We start from the raw sequence: 20070 nt of genomic DNA on the forward strand, positions 1-20070 counted from the left end.
ACACTGACATGTTGCGTGACCATCTGGTCAAGCTGAACCGGCGTACGAAGAGAGTCATCCAGGTCGCGGTCGACCTGCTGCTGATCTGGCTCTCGCTATGGTTGGCCTTCTATCTGCGCCTGGGCTCCGTGCAGATGATCGAGCCCTTCAGTGGTCATGCCTGGCTGTTCATTACCGCCCCGGCCATTGCCATCCCGCTATTCATTCGCTTCGGCATGTACCGGGCGGTCATGCGCTATCTGGGCAACGATGCGCTGATCGCCATCGCCAAGGCGGTGACCCTGTCGACCCTGCTATTGTCCGTAGTCATCTACTGGTATCGCGATCTGCCGGAGATCGTCCCGCGCTCGATGATCTTCAATTACTGGATCGTCAGCCTGATCCTGATCGGGGGGTTGCGCCTCGCGCTGCGTCAGTACTTCCTCGGTGACTGGTATCGCGCCATCACGGTGCCCTTCATCAAGCAGCCCGACGAATTGCCGCGGGTGGCCATCTATGGCGCCGGCTCGGCCGGCAACCAGCTGGTCGCGGCCCTGCGCATGGGCCGGGCCATGCGCCCGGTGGCCTTCATCGACGATGACAAGAGCATCGCCAACCGCATCATCGCCGGGCTCAAGGTCTACACGCCAAAGCACATCCAGCAGATGATCGACGAGTCGGGCGCCGAAGAGATCCTCCTGGCGATACCGTCCGCCACGCGCGCACGCCGGCGCGAAGTGCTTGGGCTGCTGGAACCCTATCCACTGCACGTCAGAACCGTGCCGCGCATCAGTGATCTGGCCTGTGGCAAGGTGCAGGTGGACGATCTTCAGGAAGTCGATATCGCCGATCTGCTGGGGCGCGATCCCGTCACGCCCCGCCCCGAGCTGTTCGCCCGCTGCATTACCGCCCAGGTGGTAATGGTCACCGGGGCAGGGGGCTCCATCGGTTCCGAGCTCTGTCGCCAGATCATCGGGCAGAAGCCGCGCACCCTGATCCTGCTCGACCATGCCGAATTCAATCTCTACAGCATCCATCGTGAGCTGGACGCCTATATCCAGCGCGAAGCCCTGCCGGTCACCCTGGTACCCGTGCTGGGCTCCATCCGCAATGCACCCTTGCTGTTGCAGGTGATGCGGCACTGGAAGGTCGCTACCCTCTACCACGCCGCGGCCTACAAGCATGTGCCCATGGTCGAGCACAACATCGCCGAGGGATTCGGCAACAATGTGCTGGGAACCCTCAACGCCGCCCAGGCAGCCATCCAGGCCGGCGTGACCAGCTTTGTGCTGATCTCAACCGACAAGGCGGTTCGCCCCACCAATATCATGGGCAGTACCAAGCGGCTGGCCGAGATGATCCTCCAGGCGCTGAGCCGCGAGGCCGCGCCCGTGCTGCACGGTCAGGCGGACGGCATCCATCAGGTCAATCGCACCCGTTTCACCATGGTGAGATTCGGCAACGTGCTGGGCTCGTCCGGCTCGGTCATCCCGCTGTTCCGTACCCAGATCCGCAAGGGTGGTCCGGTGACCGTTACCCATCCCAAGATCACGCGTTTCTTCATGACCATCACCGAGGCTGCCCAGTTGGTCATCCAGGCGGGCGCCATGGGGGAGGGCGGTGACGTCTTCGTGCTGGACATGGGCGAGCCGGTCCGGATCGTCGAGCTGGCCGAGCAGATGATCAAGTTGTCAGGTCTGAGCGTGCGCTCCCCGACCAATCCCCATGGCGACGTGGCCATCGAGTTCACCGGGCTGCGTCCAGGTGAGAAACTCTATGAAGAGCTGCTCATCGGTGATGACGTAAGCCCGACTTCCCATCCCAAGATCATGCGCGCCAGCGAAGATTTCCTTGCCTGGGAAGCCTTCCAGGCTGCCATCATCGAGCTGAGTCGAGCGATCGAGGCAGGCGATTACCTGCGTGTCCGCCAGCTGCTGCGCGATACCGTCGCCGGCTATTCTCCCGAGGGCGATATCGTCGACTGGCTGCACGGCAAGAGATCCATCGAGTGATCCGGTCCACGCTTTCTTTCAGCCTGGATTTGAAGCCGAGCACAGAAGCGGCAGCCTCCCACCGCTAGGCTGAACTTTCTTTTCCTGCCACTGTTTAACTCAGGTCTTTGGGTACATAGCTGTGGCTGTGACCCGAGCCAGGGATGGCTGCGCCGTCCTCCGATGTCTCGCCCGCGGCGCTGGGCGCGATGATGTACAAATCGATATAGGCAGGATTCAGGATGAAGGTACTGGTAACAGGTGGCGCGGGTTTCATTGGTTCCGCCGTAGTACGTTTTCTTATCAACGAGACCCAATGCAAGGTTGCCAACGTCGACAAGCTGACATACGCCGGTAATGTGGATTCCCTGGCCGAAGTCGCCGACTCCGACCGCTACGAGTTCCACCAGGTGGACATCTGCGACTTCGCCGCGCTGCAGCAGGTCTTCGCGTCCTTCCAGCCCGACGTAGTCATGCACCTGGCGGCCGAGTCCCACGTGGACCGCTCCATCGAGGGCCCTGCCGCCTTCATCCAGACCAACGTGGTCGGCACCGGCGTCATACTGGAAGTGACTCGTGCCTACTGGAACGAGCTGGAGCCGGAAGCCAAGGCAGCCTTCCGTTTCCACCACATCTCCACCGACGAGGTATACGGCGACCTGCACGGCACCGACGACCTCTTCACCGAGACCACGCCCTATTCGCCGAGTTCGCCCTATTCGGCCAGCAAGGCCGGCAGCGACCATCTGGTACGCGCCTGGGGTCGCACCTACGGGCTGCCGGTGCTGGTGACCAACTGCTCGAACAACTATGGCCCCTATCACTTCCCCGAGAAGCTGATTCCCCACGTCATTCTCAATGCCATCCATGGCAAGCCGCTGCCGGTCTATGGCGATGGTTCCCAGGTGCGTGACTGGCTGTTCGTCGAAGACCATGCCCGGGCTCTCTACACCGTGGTGACCCAGGGCGAGATCGGCGAGACCTACAACATCGGCGGTCACAACGAGAAGCGCAACCTGCAGGTCGTCGAGACCATCTGCGACCTGCTCGAAGAGCTGGCGCCGGAGAAGCCCGAAGGCGTGGAGCGTTATCGCGACCTGATCACCTTCGTCAAGGATCGTCCCGGTCACGACATGAGATACGCGATCGATGCCAGCAAGATTGGCCGCGAGCTGGGCTGGACGCCGGAGGAGACCTTCGAGACCGGCATGCGCAAGACCGTAACCTGGTACCTGAACAATCGTGAGTGGTGGCAGCGGGTACTGTCCGGCGCCTATCGCCTCGAGCGTCTCGGCGAAGCCGTTTAACGATCCTATTGCGGACACGTCCCTGGGCGTGTCCGACCGACAGCAACAGTCAATTTTCAGAGGATGATTGCCATGAGCAAATACAAGGGAATTCTGCTGGCCGGTGGATCCGGTACCCGTTTGCACCCCATTACCCTGGGCGTGTCCAAGCAGTCGCTGCCGATCTACGACAAGCCCATGATCTACTATCCGCTGTCCGTGCTGATGCTGGCCGGTATCCAGGAAGTGCTGATCATCTCGACGCCAGACGACCTGCCTGGCTTCCAGCGCATGCTTGGCGACGGCAGTCATTTCGGCATGCAGCTGAGCTATGCCGAGCAGCCCAGTCCGGACGGCTTGGCCCAGGCCTTCATCATTGGTCGCGAATTCGTCGGCGATGACAATGTCTGCCTGGTTCTGGGCGACAACATCTTCTACGGCCAGCGTTTCAGCGAGACGCTGCTCAAGGCGGCGAGCCTGGAAAAGGGCGCCACTGTCTTCGGTTACTACGTCGCTGACCCCGAGCGTTTCGGCGTCGTCGAATTCGATGAGCAGGGCAAGGCCCTGAGCATCGAAGAAAAGCCCAAGAAGCCGAAATCCAACTACGCCGTCACTGGTCTGTATTTCTATGATAACGACGTGCTGGACATCGCCGCCAATATCAAGCCGTCGCCTCGCGGCGAGCTGGAAATCACCGACGTCAACAACGAGTACCTGCGCCGTGGTTCGCTGAACGTGTCCCTGCTGGGCCGTGGTTTCGCCTGGCTGGATACCGGTACCCACGACGCCCTGCTGGAAGCTGGCCATTTCGTGCAGACCATCGAAAAACGTCAGGGTCTGAAGGTCGCCTGCCTTGAAGAGATCGCCTTCCAGAAAGGCTGGATCACCTGCGAGCAGATGGCCCTGCAGGCCGAAGCCCTGAGCAAGACCGGCTACGGTCAGTACCTGGCGCGGCTGTGCAAGGAGCAGGACTGATGCAGGTCTTCGATACCGCGATTCCCGATGTGAAGCTGATCGAGCCCAAGGTCTTCGGTGATGACCGCGGGTTCTTCCTGGAGTCCTTCCAGGCCGATCGCTATGCCCAGCAGGCAGGAATCACCCTGCCATTCGTGCAGGACAACCACTCGCGTTCAGCTAGAAACGTCCTGCGTGGTCTGCATTTCCAGCGCAGCAAGCCGCAAGGCAAGCTGGTGCGGGTCGTGCGTGGCGAGGTACTGGACGTGGCCGTCGACATTCGTCGCGGTTCGCCCACCTTTGGCAATGTCGTGGCCGAAATCCTCTCCGAGGACAACAAGCGCCAGCTGTGGATACCGCCGGGCCTCGCCCACGGCTTCGTGGTGCTGTCGGAAACCGCTGATTTTGAATACAAGTGCACAGATTATTACGATCCCTCTGATGAAGGGTCTTTGATCTGGAATGATCCGGATCTGAATATCGACTGGCGGGTCAAGGATCCCATCCTGTCCGCCAAAGATGCACAAGGACTTCGATTGGCGGAGCTGTATAGATGAAGATACTGGTTACCGGAGCGAACGGTCAGGTCGGACGTTGTCTGACCGACCGGCTTCAGCGTTCAGAACTGGCATGGGAGGCCCATGGACGTGCCACTTTGGATATTGCTGACGAAGGCTCGGTAACCAGCCATCTCCAGCGGTTCGCGCCGGACGTGGTGATCAATGCGGCCGCCTATACGGCGGTCGACAAGGCCGAGCAGGAGCCGGAGATTGCCGCGCGCGGCAATATCGAAGGCCCTGCGGTACTGGCTCAGGCCTGTGGGGCGGCCGGTATCGCGCTGCTGCACCTGTCCACCGACTATGTATTCGATGGTACGGCCACCGAGCCCTATCAGGTCGAGGATCCCGTCAGTCCCTCCGGCGTGTACGGCATGACCAAGCTGGAAGGGGAGAATCGCGTGCTCTCCGCCTGCCCCCGGTCGGTGGTGCTGAGAACGGCCTGGGTGTTTAGCGAACACTGCAACAACTTCCTCAAGACCATGCTGCGCCTGGCGGCTGATCGCGATGAGTTGCGGGTGGTGAGGGATCAGGTCGGCTGCCCGACCTATGCGGGTCATATCGCCGATGCGCTGCTGCAGATCGCGGCCAAGGTCCAGGCCCAGCCAAATCAGGCGGCCTATGGGCTCTACCATTTCGGTGGTGACAGCGGCCTGAGCTGGTGCGATTTCGCGCGCTATATCGTCGATGCCGGAGAGGAACTCGGCATGCTGCAGCGAACCCCTCTCATTACCGGGATCGCGACCTCCGAATTTCCGACGCTGGCCAAGCGGCCCGCCTATTCCATGCTCGATTCCAGCGTGCTGGAGCAGCAGTTCGGCATAGCGCCCAGCGATTGGCGTCAAGGCGTCCGCCAGACCCTCCTGGCGCTCAAGACCGAGCACGCCCAGGCGGGGTCGCTGGTGAGTTGACCTTTTGACGGAGCGGTTTAAGCTTCCCGGATGACACAGTGGAACACGGAGGTTCCTCTATGAGATTCATCTGGATAGTGACGTTGTTGGTCCTGCTCAGCCCCTGGGCCAGCGCCTGCGAAACCGACCGCGGCAGCGCCGCCAAAGTCATTTCTAGCCTTGAGCAGGCGCCGCTGAACATCAATGTCGCCGACGTCACCGCGCTGCAACGGCTGCGGGGAATCGGGGCCGTCAAGGCCCAGGCCATCGTCGAGCATCGCCAGACTCATGGCGCCTTTGCCTCGGTGGACGAGCTGCTCGAGGTCAAGGGTATCGGGAAGGCCCTGCTGCAACGCAATCGCACCTTGCTCACCGTCGACTGATTGTCGACAAACTTTAATCATCTCTCTGTGCCTATCTCCAAGCTATTGTTTTAGCTTGATTTTCAGGATCTGGCACAGGCATTGCTCTATCTCTGACACGAGTGGGTACGGCGTCAATTTCCCGTGCCAGAGGAGCAGAGCAAATGGTTCAAGGTGTCGAGTTCAATCGGTTGATGCTGGAAATGCGTTCCATGCAGACCGAGGCCATGGCCCGGCCGAAAGCCGTAGCAGCCCCTGCTGCTGGCGCCGAGCAGGTCCAAGGTCCGAGCTTCGCCGACATGCTCAGCAAGGCCGTGGGCTCCGTCAATGAAACCCAGCAGACTGCTGGCGAGATGGCCAAGGCCTTCGAGCTGGGGCAGGGTGGCGTCGACCTCACTCAAGTCATGATCGCTTCGCAGAAGGCCAGCATCTCCGTACAGGCCTTGACCCAGGTACGCAACAAGTTTGTCCAGGCGTACCAAGACATCATGCAAATGTCTATTTGAGGACGGGCTAGAAAATGGCTGACGCTCTTACCAACGCACCCGTCCCCACGACCAAGCCGGAGGCTGAAGACAAGCCGAAGAAGTCGCTGCTGGGCCTCAGCTTTCTCGACAACCTGTCAGATATGCCACTGCTGCGTCAGCTGGGTCTGCTGATCGGCCTGGCAGCCAGTGTCGCCCTGGGTTTCGCAGTGGTGCTCTGGACCCAGCAGCCCGACTATCGGCCGCTGTACACCAGCATGAATGGTTTGGACGCGAATCAGGTCCTGCAGGCCCTTGGCGCAGCCGATATCGGCTACAAGGTCGATCCCAATTCCGGCGCTCTGCTGGTCAAGTCCGACGATCTCGGTCGTGCGCGCATGAAGATGGCCGCCGCCGGCATTACCCCCACCGACGGCAACGTAGGCTTCGAACTGCTGGACAAGGAGCAGCCGTTGGGCACCAGCCAGTTCATGGAGGCGGCGAACTATCGTCGTAGCCTGGAGGGCGAACTGGCCCGCACCATCTCCAGCCTCAACAACATCAAGGGTGCCCGGGTGCACCTGGCGATTCCGAAGAGTTCGGTGTTCGTCCGTGACGAGCGCAAGCCGAGCGCCTCGGTGTTGGTCGAGATGTATGCTGGCCGTACCCTGGATGCCGGTCAGGTCATGGCGATCATCAATCTGGTCGCCACCAGCGTGCCTGAGCTGGACAAGTCCCAGGTCACCATCGTCGATCAGAAAGGCCAGCTGCTGTCCGATCAGCAGAACCTGTCCGAGCTGTCGATCGCTGGCAAGCAGCTGGACTATACCCGCAAGATGGAAGGCTCCCTGACCCAGCGCGTGCAGAACATCATGCAGCCGGTGCTCGGCAACGGCCGCTTCAAGGCCGAGGTGGCCGCCGACGTGGACTTCAACGCCGTGGAGTCGACGTCGGAGCAGTTCAACCCGGATCAACCTGCGCTACGTAGCGAGCAGCAGAACAGCGAGCAACGTCAGACTTCCGGCGGTGGCGCCCAGGGTGTGCCCGGTGCACTGTCCAACCAGCCGCCCGGTCCGTCCTCGACCCCCGAAAAGGCCGGTGCCCAGGGTGGCGGCGCGAACTACATCGCTCCGGGCCAGCCGCTGCGCGACGCCAACGACCAGTACATCTATGACAGCAAGACCAGCCTGCCGGCGACCCTGCCGTACCCGACCGACAAGCGTGAGCAGAATACCCGCAACTACGAGCTGGACCGCAGCATCAGCTACACCCGTCAGCAACAAGGCCGCCTGCGTCGACTTTCCGTCGCGGTGGTACTGGATGACCAGGTCAAGGTCGATGCGGCCGGCAAGGTCACTCACCAGCCCTGGACCACCGAAGACCTGGCTCGCTTTACCCGCCTGGTGCAGGATGCCGTGGGCTTCGACGCCAGCCGTGGCGACAGCGTGAGCGTGATCAACGCGCCCTTCGCGCCGGTGCAGCAGGAAGAGATCGAAAGCATTCCCTTCTACCAGCAGCCCTGGTTCTGGGGTGTGGTCAAGCAGGCGCTCGGTGTGCTGTTCATCCTGGTGCTAGTCTTTGGGGTGCTGCGTCCGGTGCTGAAGAATCTGTCCGGCGGCAACACCAAGGACGCCGCCGCTCTGGCCGCCGCCGGTGGCGCCGGGGCCCTGGGGGCCGGTGGTCTGGATGGCTTGGGGGATGATCTGGCCGACGACAAGGTGAGTCTGGCAGGTCCGGCGCCGCTGCTGCTGCCGAGCCCCAGCGAGGGCTATGATGCTCAGCTGACGGCCATCAAGCAGTTGGTCAACGATGATCCGGGCCGTGTCGCCCAGGTAGTGAAGGATTGGATCAATGGCGACGAATGACGCGCAACTTTCCAAGGTCGAGAAGGCCGCCATCTTCCTTCTGTCGCTGGGTGAGGCCGATGCCGCGCAGATCCTGCGTCACATGGGACCCAAGGAAGTACAGAAGGTCGGCACCGCCATGGCCCAGATGCGCAACGTCAACCGCGAGCAGGTCGAGCGGGTGCTGGGCGACTTCATCGAGGTGGTGGGTGACCAGACCAGCCTAGGCGTAGGCGCCGATGGCTACATCCGCAAGATGCTGACCCAGGCGCTGGGCGAGGACAAGGCCAGTGGCCTGATCGACCGTATCCTGCTGGGCGGCAACACCAGCGGGCTGGACAGCCTGAAGTGGATGGAGCCGCGGGCGGTGGCGGATGTCATCCGCTACGAGCACCCGCAGATCCAGGCGATCGTGGTGGCCTATCTGGATCCCGATCAAGCGGCCGAGGTGCTTGGGCACTTCGACCACAAGGTGCGCCTGGACATCGTCCTGCGTGTCTCCTCGCTCAACACCGTACAACCGGCGGCGCTCAAGGAACTGAACCTGATCCTGGAGAAGCAGTTCTCCGGCAGCGCGAGTACCACCCGTACCGCCCTGGGTGGTGTGAAGCGCGCCGCTGACATCATGAACTACCTGGACAGCTCGGTCGAAGGCCCGCTGATGGAGGCGATCCGCGACGCGGATCAGGATCTGTCGGGGCAGATCGAAGACCTGATGTTCGTCTTCGACAACCTGGCCGATGTCGACGACCGTGGTATCCAGGCCTTGCTGCGCGAGGTGTCGTCCGACGTCTTGGTGCTGGCGCTCAAGGGCGCCGACGAGGGCATCAAGGAGAAGTTCTTCCGCAACATGTCCAAGCGCGCGGCCGAACTGCTGCGCGACGACCTGGAAGCCAAGGGGCCGGTGCGGCTGTCCGAGGTGGAGGGGGCGCAGAAAGAGGTGCTCAGCGTCGCCCGGCGCATGGCCGATGCCGGGGAGATCGTCCTGGGTGGCAAGGGTGGCGAGGAAATGGTCTGACAGGTTGCAGGGGTTGGCCTGGGCTTTGCTAATGTCCTGTCAGTAGCGGTTTTCTGACGGACAGGTAATGAGCAAAGAATCGGCGAGCGAACTGATCAGGGCGCGGGACTTGGAAGTGTTCGATGTCTGGCGGTTGCCGGCCTTCGACAGCTTCGACGAGCCCGAGGAGATCCCTGCGCCCGCAGCACCCGAGCCGGAGCCTCAGCCTGAGACCCTGATCGAGGAGGTGCCGGTCGAAGAGGTCCAGCCGATTACCCTCGAAGAACTCGAGGCGATTCGTCAGGAGGCCTACAACGAGGGCTTCGTGACCGGCGAGCGCGATGGCTATCACGCCGGTCAGCTCAAGGCCCGCCAGGAGGCCGAAGCAGCGTTGACCGCGCGGCTGGCCAGCCTGGAAACCCTGATGACTCATCTGCTCGATCCGATCGGCGATCAGGACCAGGCGTTGGAAGCCGGTATGGTACAGCTGATCCGCCACATCACCCGCGAGGTCATCCAGCGCGAACTGCAGATGGATTCCAGTCAGTTGGGGCAAGTGGTGCGCACGGCGCTGAAGCTGTTGCCCATGGGTGCCGAGAACATCCGCATCCAGGTCAGCCCCCAGGATTTCGAACTGATGAAGGCCCTGCGTGACCGGCATGAAGAGAGTTGGCGTATCCTCGAAGACGAGACGCTGATGCCTGGCGGGTGCCGGATCGAGACCGAGAGCAGTGTCATCGATGCCAGCATCGAGACTCGCCTGACCCAGGCACTGACGCAACTGGCCGAACAGCAACGCCACCAGGCGACCCAGCCCCAGGAAGCCGACCTGCACATCGACATCGAGGATGCCTCCCATGCGTCTTGAGCGCCTGAGTTTCGAACGCCGTCTTGGCGGTTACGATGAAGCCATCCGGGTCGAGCAGCAGCCGGTGATCGAAGGTCGCCTGCTGCGCATGGTCGGGTTGACGCTGGAGGCTGAAGGCCTGCGCGCGGCCGTTGGCAGCCGTTGCCGCCTGATCAATGGCGGTGGCTACCAGCCCGTGGAAGTCGAAGCCGAGGTGATGGGCTTCAATGGCAACAAGACCTTTCTCATGCCGGTGGGCAGTCTGGCCGGGATCGCTCCCGGCGCCCGGGTAGTGCCCGTGCCGGATACCGGCCGCCTGCCCATGGGCATGTCCATGCTCGGTCGCGTGCTGGATGGCCTGGGCAATGCCCTGGACGGCAAGGGCCGCATGCGCGCCGAAGACTGGGTGCCCATGGACGGCCCCACCATCAACCCGCTCAAGCGCGAACCCATCAGCGAACCCTTGGACGTGGGTATCCGCAGCATCAACGGTTTGTTGACGGTAGGACGTGGCCAGCGTCTGGGCCTGTTCGCCGGTACCGGGGTGGGCAAGAGCGTGCTGCTCGGCATGATGACCCGGCTGACCAAGGCCGAGATCATCGTGGTCGGGCTGATCGGCGAGCGGGGCCGCGAGGTGAAGGAATTCATCGAGCATATCCTTGGCGAGGAGGGCATCAAGCGAGCGGTGGTCGTGGCCTCGCCAGCGGACGATGCGCCCCTGCTGCGCCTGCGAGCGGCCATGTATTGCACCCGCATCGCCGAATACTTTCGCGACAAGGGCAAGAACGTCCTGCTGCTGATGGATTCCCTGACCCGTTATGCCCAGGCACAACGGGAAATCGCCCTGGCCATCGGCGAGCCGCCCGCCACCAAGGGTTATCCGCCATCGGTGTTCGCCAAGCTGCCGCGGCTGGTGGAGCGCGCCGGCAATGCAGAAAAGGGTGGGGGTTCGATCACGGCGTTTTATACTGTGCTATCGGAGGGCGACGATCAGCAGGATCCCATCGCCGACTCGGCGCGGGGGGTGCTGGATGGTCACTTCGTGCTGTCGCGGCGCCTGGCCGAGGAAGGCCACTATCCGGCGATCGACATCGAGGCGTCCATCAGCCGGGTGATGCCCCAGGTGGTCAGTCCGGAGCATCTGCGCAACGCTCAGCGCGTCAAGCAGCTCTGGTCGCTCTACCAGCAGGCCAAGGACCTGCTCAGCGTTGGCGCCTATGTGCCTGGCGGGAATGCCGAAACCGATCTGGCGATCGCCCGTTACGCCCCGATGCAGCAGTTCCTGCGCCAGGGGTTGCGCGAAAGCGAGTCGCTGGAGCAGAGCGCCGCCAATCTCCAGGCTGTCTTGGGAGGCTGATAGATCATGAAAGGCAGAGCCGAACGTCTGGGCCCCGTGGTGGAGATGAGTGAGCGCGACGAGCGCGACGCCGCCCAGCGCCTGGGGCAGTGCCAGCAGCAACTGGCCCAGGCCGAGTTCAAGCTGGGCGAATTGCAGCGCTATCGTGAGGACTACCAGCAGCGGCTGGTGGCCAACGGCAGTCAGGGCGTCACCGGGCAATGGCTGATCGGCTATCAGCGTTTTCTCAGTCAGCTGGAAGAGGCGATCGGCCAGCAGGAGCGTAATGCCCAGTGGCACCGCGACGTGGTCGCCAAGGCGCGCGCGCAGTGGCAGGAACGCTATGCCCGGCTTGAAGGCCTGCGCAAGCTGGTCGAGCGCTACAAGCAGGAGCAGCGCCTGGTCGAGGACAAGCGCGAGCAGAAGCAGATGGACGAATATGCGCAGCGGGCGCGTTCGACCTATCTATAGGTCCCGCAGACCTGCGGGGTGTCTGTTGCCCCGTCAGTACCAGTGCCCTTGTCAGTGAGAGTATCGATGTTTTCCACCCATCTTGATTCGGAAACGCTCGCCGCCCTGCGCGACTGCATGGAGGAGGAGTACGTCGACCTCATCGATACCTTTCTCGTGGACTGTGAAGAACGCATCGCGGAACTCAAGCGTAGCCTGATTGGTGGCGATGCCGAGCAGGTTCGCCAGCTGGCGCACAGCTTCAAGGGTAGCGCCGGCAACATGGGTGCCGCGCCTTTGGCGCAACTGTGCCGGGACGTAGAGGAGGGCGCCCGGCGCCGGGCCCCCACCGCCGAGCTGGCCATGGGCGTCTCCGCGATGGAGCGTGAGTTCGCCATCGTGCGCATCTTGTTCAAGGTCGAGCGGCAACGCTACACGACCTGAGTCTCGTCAAAGTGCTGGCGTTTGTGGCTGGCGCGCAACTTGCAAGTTTCTGGAAAACCCGTCGCTTGGAGCCTTCCATGGCCGTCGTGCCCGATTTTCTTCTCAACGCCGCAAGCTCTCCGGCCATGCCTGGCAGGACCGCGGTCAAGACCCCCTCTGCCCAGGATCGCTCTCCGACTCAGGAACGATTTGCCGACGTCTTTGCCCAGGAACAACCGCGGGAAGCGGTACGCAGCGAAAAGCCGCGGGACTCCAGCGATAGCAAGGCGTCCAGTCAGGCGCGCAGGAACGAACCCGCGCGCGCCCGGGATGGCGATGACCGGGTGAAGCGCGCTGGCGATGACGACCGCACGGCGGACGCCAAGCCTCAGGCCGACACCACTGCCAAGAGCGGTGAGCAGTCGGCAGCCGCGACCGACGACAGCGGCAAAACCTTGCCGGTAGCCCAGGGTGAAGAAACCAAGGCGCCGGTCGACGCGGTACTGGATCCGCTGTTCATGTTCGGCATGACCGGTCAGCTCCCGCAACCGGTAGCCATGCCGGCGCCAACACCCCAGGTCCCGACCGGAACGGCGGCAGAGGCGGCTACCGCCGCTACCACTGCCACCACTCAGGCCTTGGATCCGGCGGCCTTGCTGGGCGGCGCCGTGGCCACCGCCATGCCGGCGACCGCTATGGGTGCAGGCACGGGTGCAGCGGCGACCCCGGCCAAAGCTGGCGAGCAGGTCTCGGACGATGGTCTGGCGCAAATGCTGGGCCAGGTGCCTCAGGCTCAGACAGATGCCAGCAAGGCAGCCACCACTGCCAACAACCTGGCGGCGACGCAGTTGCAGGGCATGATGCCGGATGCCAGCGCGGCGGTTCCGGCGGCCGATCAGGCGGCCAGTGCCGTCCTGGCCTCGACGCTGGATCAGGGGGGCGATCAGGACGCGGCGATGCCGACCAAGACCGACGCCTTCGCCGACAAGCTCACTGCCCTGTCGCAAGCCATGAGCACGCCGGCGCAAACCGCCCGTCCGGTTACCGCTACGGTGCCTGGTCAGCCGCTCAGCCCACAGGCCGGCAACTTCAGTGAGGCCGTGGTGGACAAGGTCATGTGGATGTCCAGCCAGAACCTCAAGACCGCCGACATTCAGATGGAACCGGCGCAATTGGGCAAACTGGAAGTACGGATCGACATGACCCAGGACCAGACCCAGGTCACCTTCGCCAGTCCCCACGCCGATGTGCGCGAGGCGCTGGAAAACGGCAGCCAGCGCTTGCGTGAGCTCTTCGCCCAGCAGGGCATGAACCTGGCCAATGTCAACGTCTCCGACCAGTCGTCGGGCCAGGCCTGGCAGCAGTCGCAGCAGGGCGCTCAGAACGAGGGATCACGCCGAGGTCGCGGTGGTGCCGCGAGCGGCGGCGAGGATGAAGCGGTGGCGAACGTCGCCGAAACCCGCGGCTCGGCGACGCTCGCGGCGCGCAGTCTGGTCGACTACTACGCGTGACAGGCCACCGGCTCCCAGGTGACAGCCTGGGCCGCACCTGCTATATCCCCTTCGTATCAATAGGTTAGCTGCGTCACTCGACAAGGGTGACGCGCAGCACAGGATTCGGTCGAGCACTTATGGCGAAGAAGCAGGCGCCCGCGGCAGAGGGTGCAGCCGCGGAAGGCAAGGGCAAAGGCAAGCTCAAGCTCATCATCATCATCGTCGTGGCCCTGCTGCTGGTCATCGGCGCCTCCGTGGGAGCGACCTGGTTCCTGCTGGGCAAGAAGAACGCCGAGCCCGAGCACGCTGCGCCCGCTACTCCGGCGGCACCGGTGCACCTGGCTGCGGTCTATCAGCCGTTGGTGCCGGCGTTCGTGGTCAACTACAACGCCGATGGTCGGCAGCGTTACATGCAGGTCACGGTGACCCTGATGGGGCGCGACCAGGCGCAGATGGACGCGCTCAAGGCGCAGCTGCCCCAGGTGCGGAATCTGCTGGTCATGCAATTTTCCGGGCAGGACTTCAATAGCCTGCTCACGCCGGTGGGCAAGGAAATGTTGCGTCAGCAGGCCACCAGCAAGGTTCAGGAGCTGGCGAAGAACCTGACCGGCCAGACCACCATCGAACAGGTACTGTTCACCAATCTCGTCCTGCAATAGGTAACACCATGGCCGTGCAAGATCTGCTCTCCCAGGATGAAATCGATGCCCTGCTGCACGGGGTCGACGATGGCATCGTCGAGACCGAGACCGATGCCGAGCCGGGCACCATCAAGGGCTACGACCTTACCAGTCAGGATCGTATCGTCCGTGGGCGGATGCCGACCCTGGAGATGATCAACGAGCGTTTCGCCCGCTATACCCGGGTCAGCATGTTCAACCTTTTGCGGCGCTCGGCGGATGTGTCCGTGGGCGGGGTGCAGGTCACCAAGTTCGGCGAATACATCCACTCGCTGTATGTGCCCACCAGCCTCAACATGGTCAAGATGAAGCCATTGCGCGGAACCGCGCTGTTCATCCTCGACGCCCGGCTGGTGTTCAAGCTGGTAGACAACTTCTTTGGCGGTGACGGCCGTCACGCCAAGATCGAAGGTCGCGAATTCACCCCCACCGAATTGCGGGTGGTGCGCATGGTGCTCGACCAGTGCTTCATCGACCTCAAGGAAGCCTGGGGCGCCATGCTCGACTGCCAGTTCGAGTACATGAATTCCGAGGTCAACCCGGCGCTGGCCAACATCGTCAGCCCCAGCGAAGTGGTGGTGGTGAGCACCTTCAACATCGAACTGGACGGCGGTGGCGGTGAGCTGCACGTGACCATGCCTTATTCGATGATCGAGCCGATTCGCGAGATGCTCGACGCCGGTTTCCAGTCGGACGTGGACGACCAGGACGAACGCTGGGTCAAGGCCCTGCGCGAGGATCTGCTCGATGTCCGGGTTCCCCTGGAAGCGACGGTTGTCCGGCGGCAACTCAAACTCCGCGATATCCTCAACATGCAGCCTGGCGACGTGATTCCGGTGGAGATGCCGGAAGAGATGCTCATGAGAGCCAACGGCATGCCCACCTTCAAGGTCAAGATGGGCGCGCGCAAGGGCAATTTGGCCCTACAGATTCTCGAACCGGTCAGCCGCGGCCGCTGAGCGGCAATGTTTTCCCGTCCGGGCCGCGGCCCGGCGTAGCACGAGACCTAGACGATGGAAGAGAACCCCGAAGAACAAGCCCTGGCGGACGAATGGGCCGCGGCCCTGGCCGAAGCCGGCGATGCCAGTCAGGACGATATCGATGCCCTGATGGCCCAGGGTACCCAGGTAGAACCGCCCAAGCCGCCCAAGGCACCGGTCGAAGAATTCGGACAAAGCAGTGGAGGTCTGGCGGTGAGCGGTATGGAAGGTCCCAACCTGGATGTGATCCTAGACATCCCCGTGACCATCTCCATGGAGGTCGGCCACACCGACATCTCCATCCGCAACCTGCTGCAACTCAACCAGGGCTCGGTCATCGAGCTCGACCGTCTGGCTGGCGAGCCACTGGACGTGCTGGTGAATGGTACGCTGATCGCCCATGGTGAAGTGGTGGTGGTGAACGAGAAGTTCGGGATCCGCCTGACCGACGTCATCAGTCCCACGGAACGTATCAAGAAGCTGCGGTGATCCATGAAGAGTCTGCTCCTGCCGCTGGGTCTGCTTCCCCTGACCGCGCGTGCCGCCGAAGCCACCAGTCCCGGGCTGGACGTGGGGGCTCAGCTCGGCCAGTTGCTGCTGGGCCTGCTGCTGGTGATCGGCCTGATCCTCGGCCTGGCCTGGCTGGTGCGTCGCGTGCAGCAACAGGGCCCGCGCGGCCAGCAGGCGATCAAGGTGATCTCGACCCAGCACCTCGGACCGCGCGAGCGGCTGGTGCTGGTACAGGTCGGTCAGGAGCAGCTGCTGATCGGCGTCGCCGGAGGGCGCATCACGCCGTTGCACAGCCTGCGCGAACCGGTTCGCCTGGGCGAGACGGAGGCGCCGCCGCCAGAATTCGCCCAGCGCCTGCTGGAACTCATCAGCCGCGATCCCAAGGCGAAACCATGACCCCTTTGCGTCTACCGGCCGGCCTGGGGCGTACCCTGGGCTGGCTGCTGGGACTGGCCGTGCTGCTGTTCGCGCCCCTGGCGCTGGCACAGCAGGCCGGGCAGGCCAATCCGTTGTCGATACCCGCCATCACCTTGAGTACCAACGGTCAGGGGCAGCAGGAATATTCGGTCAGCCTGCAGATCCTGCTGATCATGACGGCGCTGAGCTTCATCCCGGCGTTCGTCATGCTGATGACCAGCTTTACCCGCATCGTCATCGTCTTCGCCATCCTGCGCCAGGCGCTGGGGCTGCAGACCACGCCCTCCAACCAGGTGCTGGTGGGCATGGCGCTGTTTCTCTCGCTGTTCATCATGGCGCCGGTGTTCGACCGCATCAACACTACCGCCGTACAGCCTTACCTGAAGGAGCAGCTCAGCGCCCAGGATGCCATTGATCGGGCACAGGTGCCGATGAAGGACTTCATGCTGGGTCAGACCCGGCAATCGGACCTGGACCTGTTCATGCGCCTGTCCAAGCGCACCGACATCGCCAGCCCTGATCAGGCACCGCTGTCGATCCTGGTGCCGGCCTTCGTCACCTCCGAACTCAAGACCGCCTTCCAGATAGGCTTCATGATCTTCATTCCCTTCCTGGTCATCGACCTGGTGATCGCCAGCGTACTGATGGCCATGGGCATGATGATGCTGTCACCCATGATCATCTCGCTGCCGTTCAAGCTGATGCTGTTCGTGCTGGTGGATGGCTGGGCGCTGATCATGGGCACCCTGGCGAGCAGTTTCGGTACCGTCTAGCGGTGCCCCTTTGCGTGGAGAAGCGAAATGACCCCTGAAGTCGCCGTCGACCTGTTCCGCCAGGGCCTCTGGCTTACCGCGCTGCTGGTGGCCGTGCTCGTGGTACCCAGCCTCATCGTTGGCCTGATCGTGGCGGTGTTCCAGGCGGCGACCCAGATCAACGAACAGACCCTGAGCTTCCTGCCGCGCCTGATCGTCACCTTGTTGACGCTGATCGTGTTGGGACCCTGGATGGTCAGGCAGTTGATGGAGTTCATCCAGACCTCGGTCGCCAATATTCCGCGGCTGATCGGCTAGCCCATGCTCGCGCTCAGCGACGCCCAGATCGGCGGCTGGGTCGGCAGCTTTTTGTTTCCGCTGTTTCGCATCGCCGCGCTGCTCATGACCATGCCGATCATCGGTACTACCCTGGTCCCGGTGCGGGTGCGGATGTACCTGGCCCTGGCGTTGAGCCTGGTGCTGGTACCCACCTTGCCCCCGATGCCACAGGTGGATGCCATCAGCGTCCAGGCCTTGCCGCTGATCGTCGAGCAGATCCTCATCGGCGCGGTGATGGGCTTCAGCCTGCAGCTGTTCTTCCATGTCTTCGTGGTGGCCGGGCAGATCATCTCGACCCAGGCGGGTCTGAGCTTCGCGTCCATGATCGATCCGGTCAACGGCGCCTCGGCACCGGTCATGGGGCAGTTCTTCACCATGCTGGTGACGCTGCTGTTCCTGGCCATGAACGGTCATCTGGTGGTGTTCGAGATCCTTGCCGAGAGCTTCGTCACCCTGCCGGTAGGGGATACCCTGAGCGTCGAGCATTTCTGGCAGATCGCCGGCCGGCTGGGCTGGGTACTGGGTGCCGGCATCCTGTTGGTCCTGCCAGCCATCACCGCGCTGCTGGTGGTCAACATCGCCTTCGGCATCATGACCCGCGCGGCGCCGCAGCTGAACATCTTTTCCGTCGGCATGCCGCTGATCGTGGTGCTGGGCATGGTGATCGTCTGGCTCGGCACCGCCGATATCCTGTCCCACTACGAAAGTCTCGCCAGCGAGGCGCTGCAATGGCTGCGCGAACTCGCCCGCGAACGCTAGGAGGTATGCCGCATGGCTGAATCCGATGGCGAAGACCGCACAGAAGACCCCACCGAGAAACGCAAGCGTGATTCTCGGGAGGAGGGGCAGCTCCCGCGATCACGCGAACTCGGTACGGTGGCAGTCATGCTGTCAGGTGTTGGCGGCCTGCTGATGTACGGCGCCTTCCTCGGCGGCAAGCTGCTGGAGGTAATGCGCAGCAACTTCTCGTTGCGACGCGAAGAGGTCATGGACGAACGCTTCATGGGCACCTTCCTGCTGGCCTCGGGCAAGGCGGCGATGCTGGGGATGGTGCCGATGATTGCCTTGGTGGTGATCGCCGCCATCGTCGGCCATATCGCCCTGGGCGGCTTCCTGTTTTCCGGCAAGGTGCTGGCCCCCAAGCCGAGTCGGATGAATCCGCTGTCCGGCATCACACGCATGTTCTCCAAGAACTCCCTGGTGGAGCTGCTCAAGGCGCTGGGCAAGTTCTTCATCATCCTCGGCGTGTCGGTGCTGGTGCTGATGAGCGAGCGCACGGCGTTGCTGCAGATCGCCAAGCTGCCGCTGGAGCAGGCGCTGCTGCACAGCATGCAGGTGGTGGGGCATGCCACGCTGCTGCTGGCGCTGGGATTGTTGATCATCGCGGCCGTGGACGTACCCTTCCAGATCTTCAGCAATCGCAAGAAACTGATGATGACCAAGCAGGAGATCAAGGACGAATACAAGGACAGCGAGGGCAAGCCGGAGGTCAAGGGCAAGATCCGCCAGATGCAGCGGCAGATGGCGCAGCAGCGGATGATGGCCGAGGTGCCCAATGCCGATGTGGTCATCACCAACCCGACCCACTTCGCCGTGGCCCTCAAGTACGATGCGGCCAAGGGCGGGGCGCCGGTCCTGGTGGCCAAGGGCAGCGATTTCACCGCGCTGAAGATTCGCGAGATCGCCCAGGAACACCAGGTCTCGCTGCTGGAGTCACCCGGCCTGGCGCGGGCAGTGTATTACTCAACCGATGTGGATCAGGAGATTCCGGCCGGGCTCTATGTGGCCGTGGCTCAGGTCCTGGCCTATGTCTATCAGCTCAGGCAATTCCGCGCCGGACGTGGCCGCAAGCCCAAGCTGTCAGACCTGCCCATCCCGCCGGATCTGCGGCGGGACGAGGAGGGGAAGGCGCCTACTTGATGACGCCGCAGGCGACGCGGGCGCCGCCACCGCCCAGGGGCTTGGGCTGATCGGAGTAGTTGTCGCCTCCGGCATGTACCATCAGGGCATGGCCCTTGATCTCTTCGAGACGCTTGATGCGTGGCGCCAGTACCGGCTGAGTGGCCTGGCCGTCTGCGGTCACATAGAGCGCCGGCAGTTCGCCCAGGTGGCCATCGTCCGACCAGGGCGCGCTGTGCTTGCCGGTGTTGCGCGGATCAAGATGACCATCCGCGGCGCCGCCAGCGGTCAGGGTGCCATTCACCTCGGCCGGGCCGCAGTTGGGCTTGGTATGGACGTGAAAACCATGGATCCCCGGCTCCAGGCCCTTGAGGTCGGGGGTGAAGACCAGGCCATATTTCGAGCGGGTCACCTGCACGCTGCCGACGCTTTCACCCACACCGTCGGTCGTGACCTTGTTCACGGGAATCGTCAAAGATTCAGCCGCCTGGGCAGTGCCGGCCAGGCAGGTGGCCAACAGCGTCGCGGTCCAGATTTTCATCATGATGCTCCTCGGATAGGCGCGCTAGCGCAGGTCCCTAGACAGACTCGCGTCTTTCACCTGGGGTTCAGCCCGCCGC

At 63.0% G+C, this 20070-nt stretch carries 23 protein-coding genes; 22 read left to right on the top strand and 1 reads right to left on the bottom strand.

The window, feature by feature from the left end; genetic code table 11:
- The first annotated feature begins 8 nt into the window (after positions 1–8).
- The 22 genes from ACUCV0_RS07655 to flhB all read left to right on the top strand — a co-directional run bounded on the left by ACUCV0_RS07655 (position 9) and on the right by flhB (position 19471).
- On the top strand, positions 9–1991 hold the full coding sequence (locus ACUCV0_RS07655) for a polysaccharide biosynthesis protein (RefSeq protein WP_323147824.1): 1983 nt from the start codon (positions 9–11) through the stop codon (positions 1989–1991).
- A 221-nt stretch (positions 1992–2212) separates the two neighbouring features.
- The gene (gene rfbB, locus ACUCV0_RS07660) at positions 2213–3277 is read left to right on the top strand and encodes a dTDP-glucose 4,6-dehydratase (RefSeq protein ID WP_271655475.1); all 1065 of its coding nucleotides are present in this window, start codon (positions 2213–2215) and stop codon (positions 3275–3277) included.
- Between the two features lie 72 nt (positions 3278–3349).
- Positions 3350–4231, top strand: coding sequence for a glucose-1-phosphate thymidylyltransferase RfbA (gene rfbA, locus ACUCV0_RS07665; RefSeq protein ID WP_271655474.1), 882 nt, complete (start codon positions 3350–3352; stop codon positions 4229–4231).
- Positions 4231–4767 (top strand): dTDP-4-dehydrorhamnose 3,5-epimerase, encoded by a 537-nt coding sequence (rfbC, locus tag ACUCV0_RS07670; RefSeq protein WP_059315559.1) that lies wholly within the window; start codon positions 4231–4233, stop codon positions 4765–4767. Before rfbA ends, rfbC begins: the two co-directional genes overlap by 1 nt.
- Positions 4764–5678 carry a dTDP-4-dehydrorhamnose reductase gene (gene rfbD / locus ACUCV0_RS07675; protein ID WP_271655473.1) on the top strand — a complete coding sequence of 305 codons (915 nt, stop codon included), beginning with the start codon at positions 4764–4766 and terminating at the stop codon, positions 5676–5678. The genes rfbC and rfbD overlap by 4 nt, the downstream gene beginning before the upstream one ends.
- A 59-nt stretch (positions 5679–5737) precedes the next feature.
- Positions 5738–6040 carry a ComEA family DNA-binding protein gene (locus tag ACUCV0_RS07680; protein WP_313648107.1) on the top strand — a complete coding sequence of 101 codons (303 nt, stop codon included), beginning with the start codon at positions 5738–5740 and terminating at the stop codon, positions 6038–6040.
- 143 nt (positions 6041–6183) lie between these two features.
- Entirely contained in the window at positions 6184–6525 is a 342-nt protein-coding gene (gene fliE, locus ACUCV0_RS07685; protein WP_059315556.1) for a flagellar hook-basal body complex protein FliE, read from the top strand.
- Between the two features lie 14 nt (positions 6526–6539).
- Positions 6540–8348 carry a flagellar basal-body MS-ring/collar protein FliF gene (gene fliF / locus ACUCV0_RS07690; protein ID WP_482212431.1) on the top strand — a complete coding sequence of 603 codons (1809 nt, stop codon included), beginning with the start codon at positions 6540–6542 and terminating at the stop codon, positions 8346–8348.
- Positions 8335–9345, top strand: a complete 1011-nt coding sequence (gene fliG, locus ACUCV0_RS07695) for a flagellar motor switch protein FliG (RefSeq protein WP_059315554.1) — start codon at positions 8335–8337, stop codon at positions 9343–9345. Before fliF ends, fliG begins: the two co-directional genes overlap by 14 nt.
- 67 nt (positions 9346–9412) lie before the next feature.
- Entirely contained in the window at positions 9413–10192 is a 780-nt protein-coding gene (fliH, locus tag ACUCV0_RS07700; RefSeq protein WP_059315553.1) for a flagellar assembly protein FliH, read from the top strand.
- Positions 10182–11528, top strand: a complete 1347-nt coding sequence (gene fliI, locus ACUCV0_RS07705) for a flagellar protein export ATPase FliI (RefSeq protein ID WP_059315552.1) — start codon at positions 10182–10184, stop codon at positions 11526–11528. Before fliH ends, fliI begins: the two co-directional genes overlap by 11 nt.
- 6 nt (positions 11529–11534) lie before the next feature.
- Positions 11535–11978, top strand: a complete 444-nt coding sequence (fliJ, locus tag ACUCV0_RS07710) for a flagellar export protein FliJ (protein WP_059315551.1) — start codon at positions 11535–11537, stop codon at positions 11976–11978.
- Positions 11979–12044: 66 nt separating this feature from the next.
- Positions 12045–12401, top strand: a complete 357-nt coding sequence (locus ACUCV0_RS07715; protein ID WP_482212432.1) for an Hpt domain-containing protein — start codon at positions 12045–12047, stop codon at positions 12399–12401.
- 77 nt (positions 12402–12478) lie between these two features.
- Entirely contained in the window at positions 12479–13891 is a 1413-nt protein-coding gene (locus tag ACUCV0_RS07720; protein ID WP_482212433.1) for a flagellar hook-length control protein FliK, read from the top strand.
- A gap of 119 nt (positions 13892–14010) precedes the next feature.
- A complete protein-coding gene (gene fliL, locus ACUCV0_RS07725) occupies positions 14011–14532 on the top strand; it encodes a flagellar basal body-associated protein FliL (RefSeq protein WP_482212434.1) in 522 nt (173 codons plus the stop codon).
- Positions 14533–14540: 8 nt separating this feature from the next.
- Complete coding sequence (gene fliM / locus ACUCV0_RS07730; RefSeq protein ID WP_007160377.1) at positions 14541–15512, top strand: flagellar motor switch protein FliM; 972 nt, start codon at positions 14541–14543, stop codon at positions 15510–15512.
- Positions 15513–15566: 54 nt separating this feature from the next.
- Positions 15567–16022, top strand: a complete 456-nt coding sequence (gene fliN, locus ACUCV0_RS07735) for a flagellar motor switch protein FliN (RefSeq protein WP_059315547.1) — start codon at positions 15567–15569, stop codon at positions 16020–16022.
- 3 nt (positions 16023–16025) lie between these two features.
- Positions 16026–16439 (top strand): flagellar biosynthetic protein FliO, encoded by a 414-nt coding sequence (gene fliO / locus ACUCV0_RS07740; protein ID WP_313648102.1) that lies wholly within the window; start codon positions 16026–16028, stop codon positions 16437–16439.
- Complete coding sequence (gene fliP, locus ACUCV0_RS07745; RefSeq protein ID WP_156428963.1) at positions 16436–17233, top strand: flagellar type III secretion system pore protein FliP; 798 nt, start codon at positions 16436–16438, stop codon at positions 17231–17233. Before fliO ends, fliP begins: the two co-directional genes overlap by 4 nt.
- Before the next feature lie 27 nt (positions 17234–17260).
- Positions 17261–17530: a flagellar biosynthesis protein FliQ gene (fliQ, locus tag ACUCV0_RS07750; RefSeq protein ID WP_027597972.1), complete on the top strand. Its 270-nt coding sequence runs from the start codon at positions 17261–17263 to the stop codon at positions 17528–17530.
- A gap of 3 nt (positions 17531–17533) precedes the next feature.
- Positions 17534–18310: a flagellar biosynthetic protein FliR gene (gene fliR / locus ACUCV0_RS07755; protein ID WP_059315545.1), complete on the top strand. Its 777-nt coding sequence runs from the start codon at positions 17534–17536 to the stop codon at positions 18308–18310.
- Between the two features lie 12 nt (positions 18311–18322).
- Positions 18323–19471 carry a flagellar biosynthesis protein FlhB gene (flhB, locus tag ACUCV0_RS07760; protein WP_313648101.1) on the top strand — a complete coding sequence of 383 codons (1149 nt, stop codon included), beginning with the start codon at positions 18323–18325 and terminating at the stop codon, positions 19469–19471.
- On the opposite strand, the gene sodC is transcribed toward flhB, so the two are convergent.
- Positions 19464–19991, bottom strand: a complete 528-nt coding sequence (sodC, locus tag ACUCV0_RS07765; RefSeq protein ID WP_482212435.1) for a superoxide dismutase [Cu-Zn] SodC — start codon at positions 19989–19991, stop codon at positions 19464–19466. The genes flhB and sodC overlap by 8 nt on opposite strands.
- Between the last annotated feature and the right edge of the window lie 79 nt (positions 19992–20070).

The organism is Pseudomonas sp. VMV1, from assembly GCF_056790235.1.

Bases quoted from the DNA above. Each gene is read 5' to 3' on its own strand.
- fliM (WP_007160377.1), top strand. From the start codon at position 14,541: ATGGCCGTGCAAGATCTGCTCTCCCAGGATGAAATCGATGCCCTGCTG.
- fliI (WP_059315552.1), top strand. From the start codon at position 10,182: ATGCGTCTTGAGCGCCTGAGTTTCGAACGCCGTCTTGGCGGTTACGAT.
- fliR (WP_059315545.1), top strand. From the start codon at position 17,534: ATGCTCGCGCTCAGCGACGCCCAGATCGGCGGCTGGGTCGGCAGCTTT.
- fliL (WP_482212434.1), top strand. From the start codon at position 14,011: ATGGCGAAGAAGCAGGCGCCCGCGGCAGAGGGTGCAGCCGCGGAAGGC.
- fliP (WP_156428963.1), top strand. From the start codon at position 16,436: ATGACCCCTTTGCGTCTACCGGCCGGCCTGGGGCGTACCCTGGGCTGG.
- rfbB (WP_271655475.1), top strand. From the start codon at position 2,213: ATGAAGGTACTGGTAACAGGTGGCGCGGGTTTCATTGGTTCCGCCGTA.
- ACUCV0_RS07680 (WP_313648107.1), top strand. From the start codon at position 5,738: ATGAGATTCATCTGGATAGTGACGTTGTTGGTCCTGCTCAGCCCCTGG.
- flhB (WP_313648101.1), top strand. From the start codon at position 18,323: ATGGCTGAATCCGATGGCGAAGACCGCACAGAAGACCCCACCGAGAAA.
- fliQ (WP_027597972.1), top strand. From the start codon at position 17,261: ATGACCCCTGAAGTCGCCGTCGACCTGTTCCGCCAGGGCCTCTGGCTT.
- rfbC (WP_059315559.1), top strand. From the start codon at position 4,231: ATGCAGGTCTTCGATACCGCGATTCCCGATGTGAAGCTGATCGAGCCC.
- ACUCV0_RS07715 (WP_482212432.1), top strand. From the start codon at position 12,045: ATGTTTTCCACCCATCTTGATTCGGAAACGCTCGCCGCCCTGCGCGAC.
- fliH (WP_059315553.1), top strand. From the start codon at position 9,413: ATGAGCAAAGAATCGGCGAGCGAACTGATCAGGGCGCGGGACTTGGAA.
- sodC (WP_482212435.1), bottom strand. From the start codon at position 19,991: ATGAAAATCTGGACCGCGACGCTGTTGGCCACCTGCCTGGCCGGCACT.
- fliN (WP_059315547.1), top strand. From the start codon at position 15,567: ATGGAAGAGAACCCCGAAGAACAAGCCCTGGCGGACGAATGGGCCGCG.
- fliG (WP_059315554.1), top strand. From the start codon at position 8,335: ATGGCGACGAATGACGCGCAACTTTCCAAGGTCGAGAAGGCCGCCATC.
- fliO (WP_313648102.1), top strand. From the start codon at position 16,026: ATGAAGAGTCTGCTCCTGCCGCTGGGTCTGCTTCCCCTGACCGCGCGT.
- fliF (WP_482212431.1), top strand. From the start codon at position 6,540: ATGGCTGACGCTCTTACCAACGCACCCGTCCCCACGACCAAGCCGGAG.
- ACUCV0_RS07655 (WP_323147824.1), top strand. From the start codon at position 9: ATGTTGCGTGACCATCTGGTCAAGCTGAACCGGCGTACGAAGAGAGTC.
- fliE (WP_059315556.1), top strand. From the start codon at position 6,184: ATGGTTCAAGGTGTCGAGTTCAATCGGTTGATGCTGGAAATGCGTTCC.
- ACUCV0_RS07720 (WP_482212433.1), top strand. From the start codon at position 12,479: ATGGCCGTCGTGCCCGATTTTCTTCTCAACGCCGCAAGCTCTCCGGCC.
- fliJ (WP_059315551.1), top strand. From the start codon at position 11,535: ATGAAAGGCAGAGCCGAACGTCTGGGCCCCGTGGTGGAGATGAGTGAG.
- rfbD (WP_271655473.1), top strand. From the start codon at position 4,764: ATGAAGATACTGGTTACCGGAGCGAACGGTCAGGTCGGACGTTGTCTG.
- rfbA (WP_271655474.1), top strand. From the start codon at position 3,350: ATGAGCAAATACAAGGGAATTCTGCTGGCCGGTGGATCCGGTACCCGT.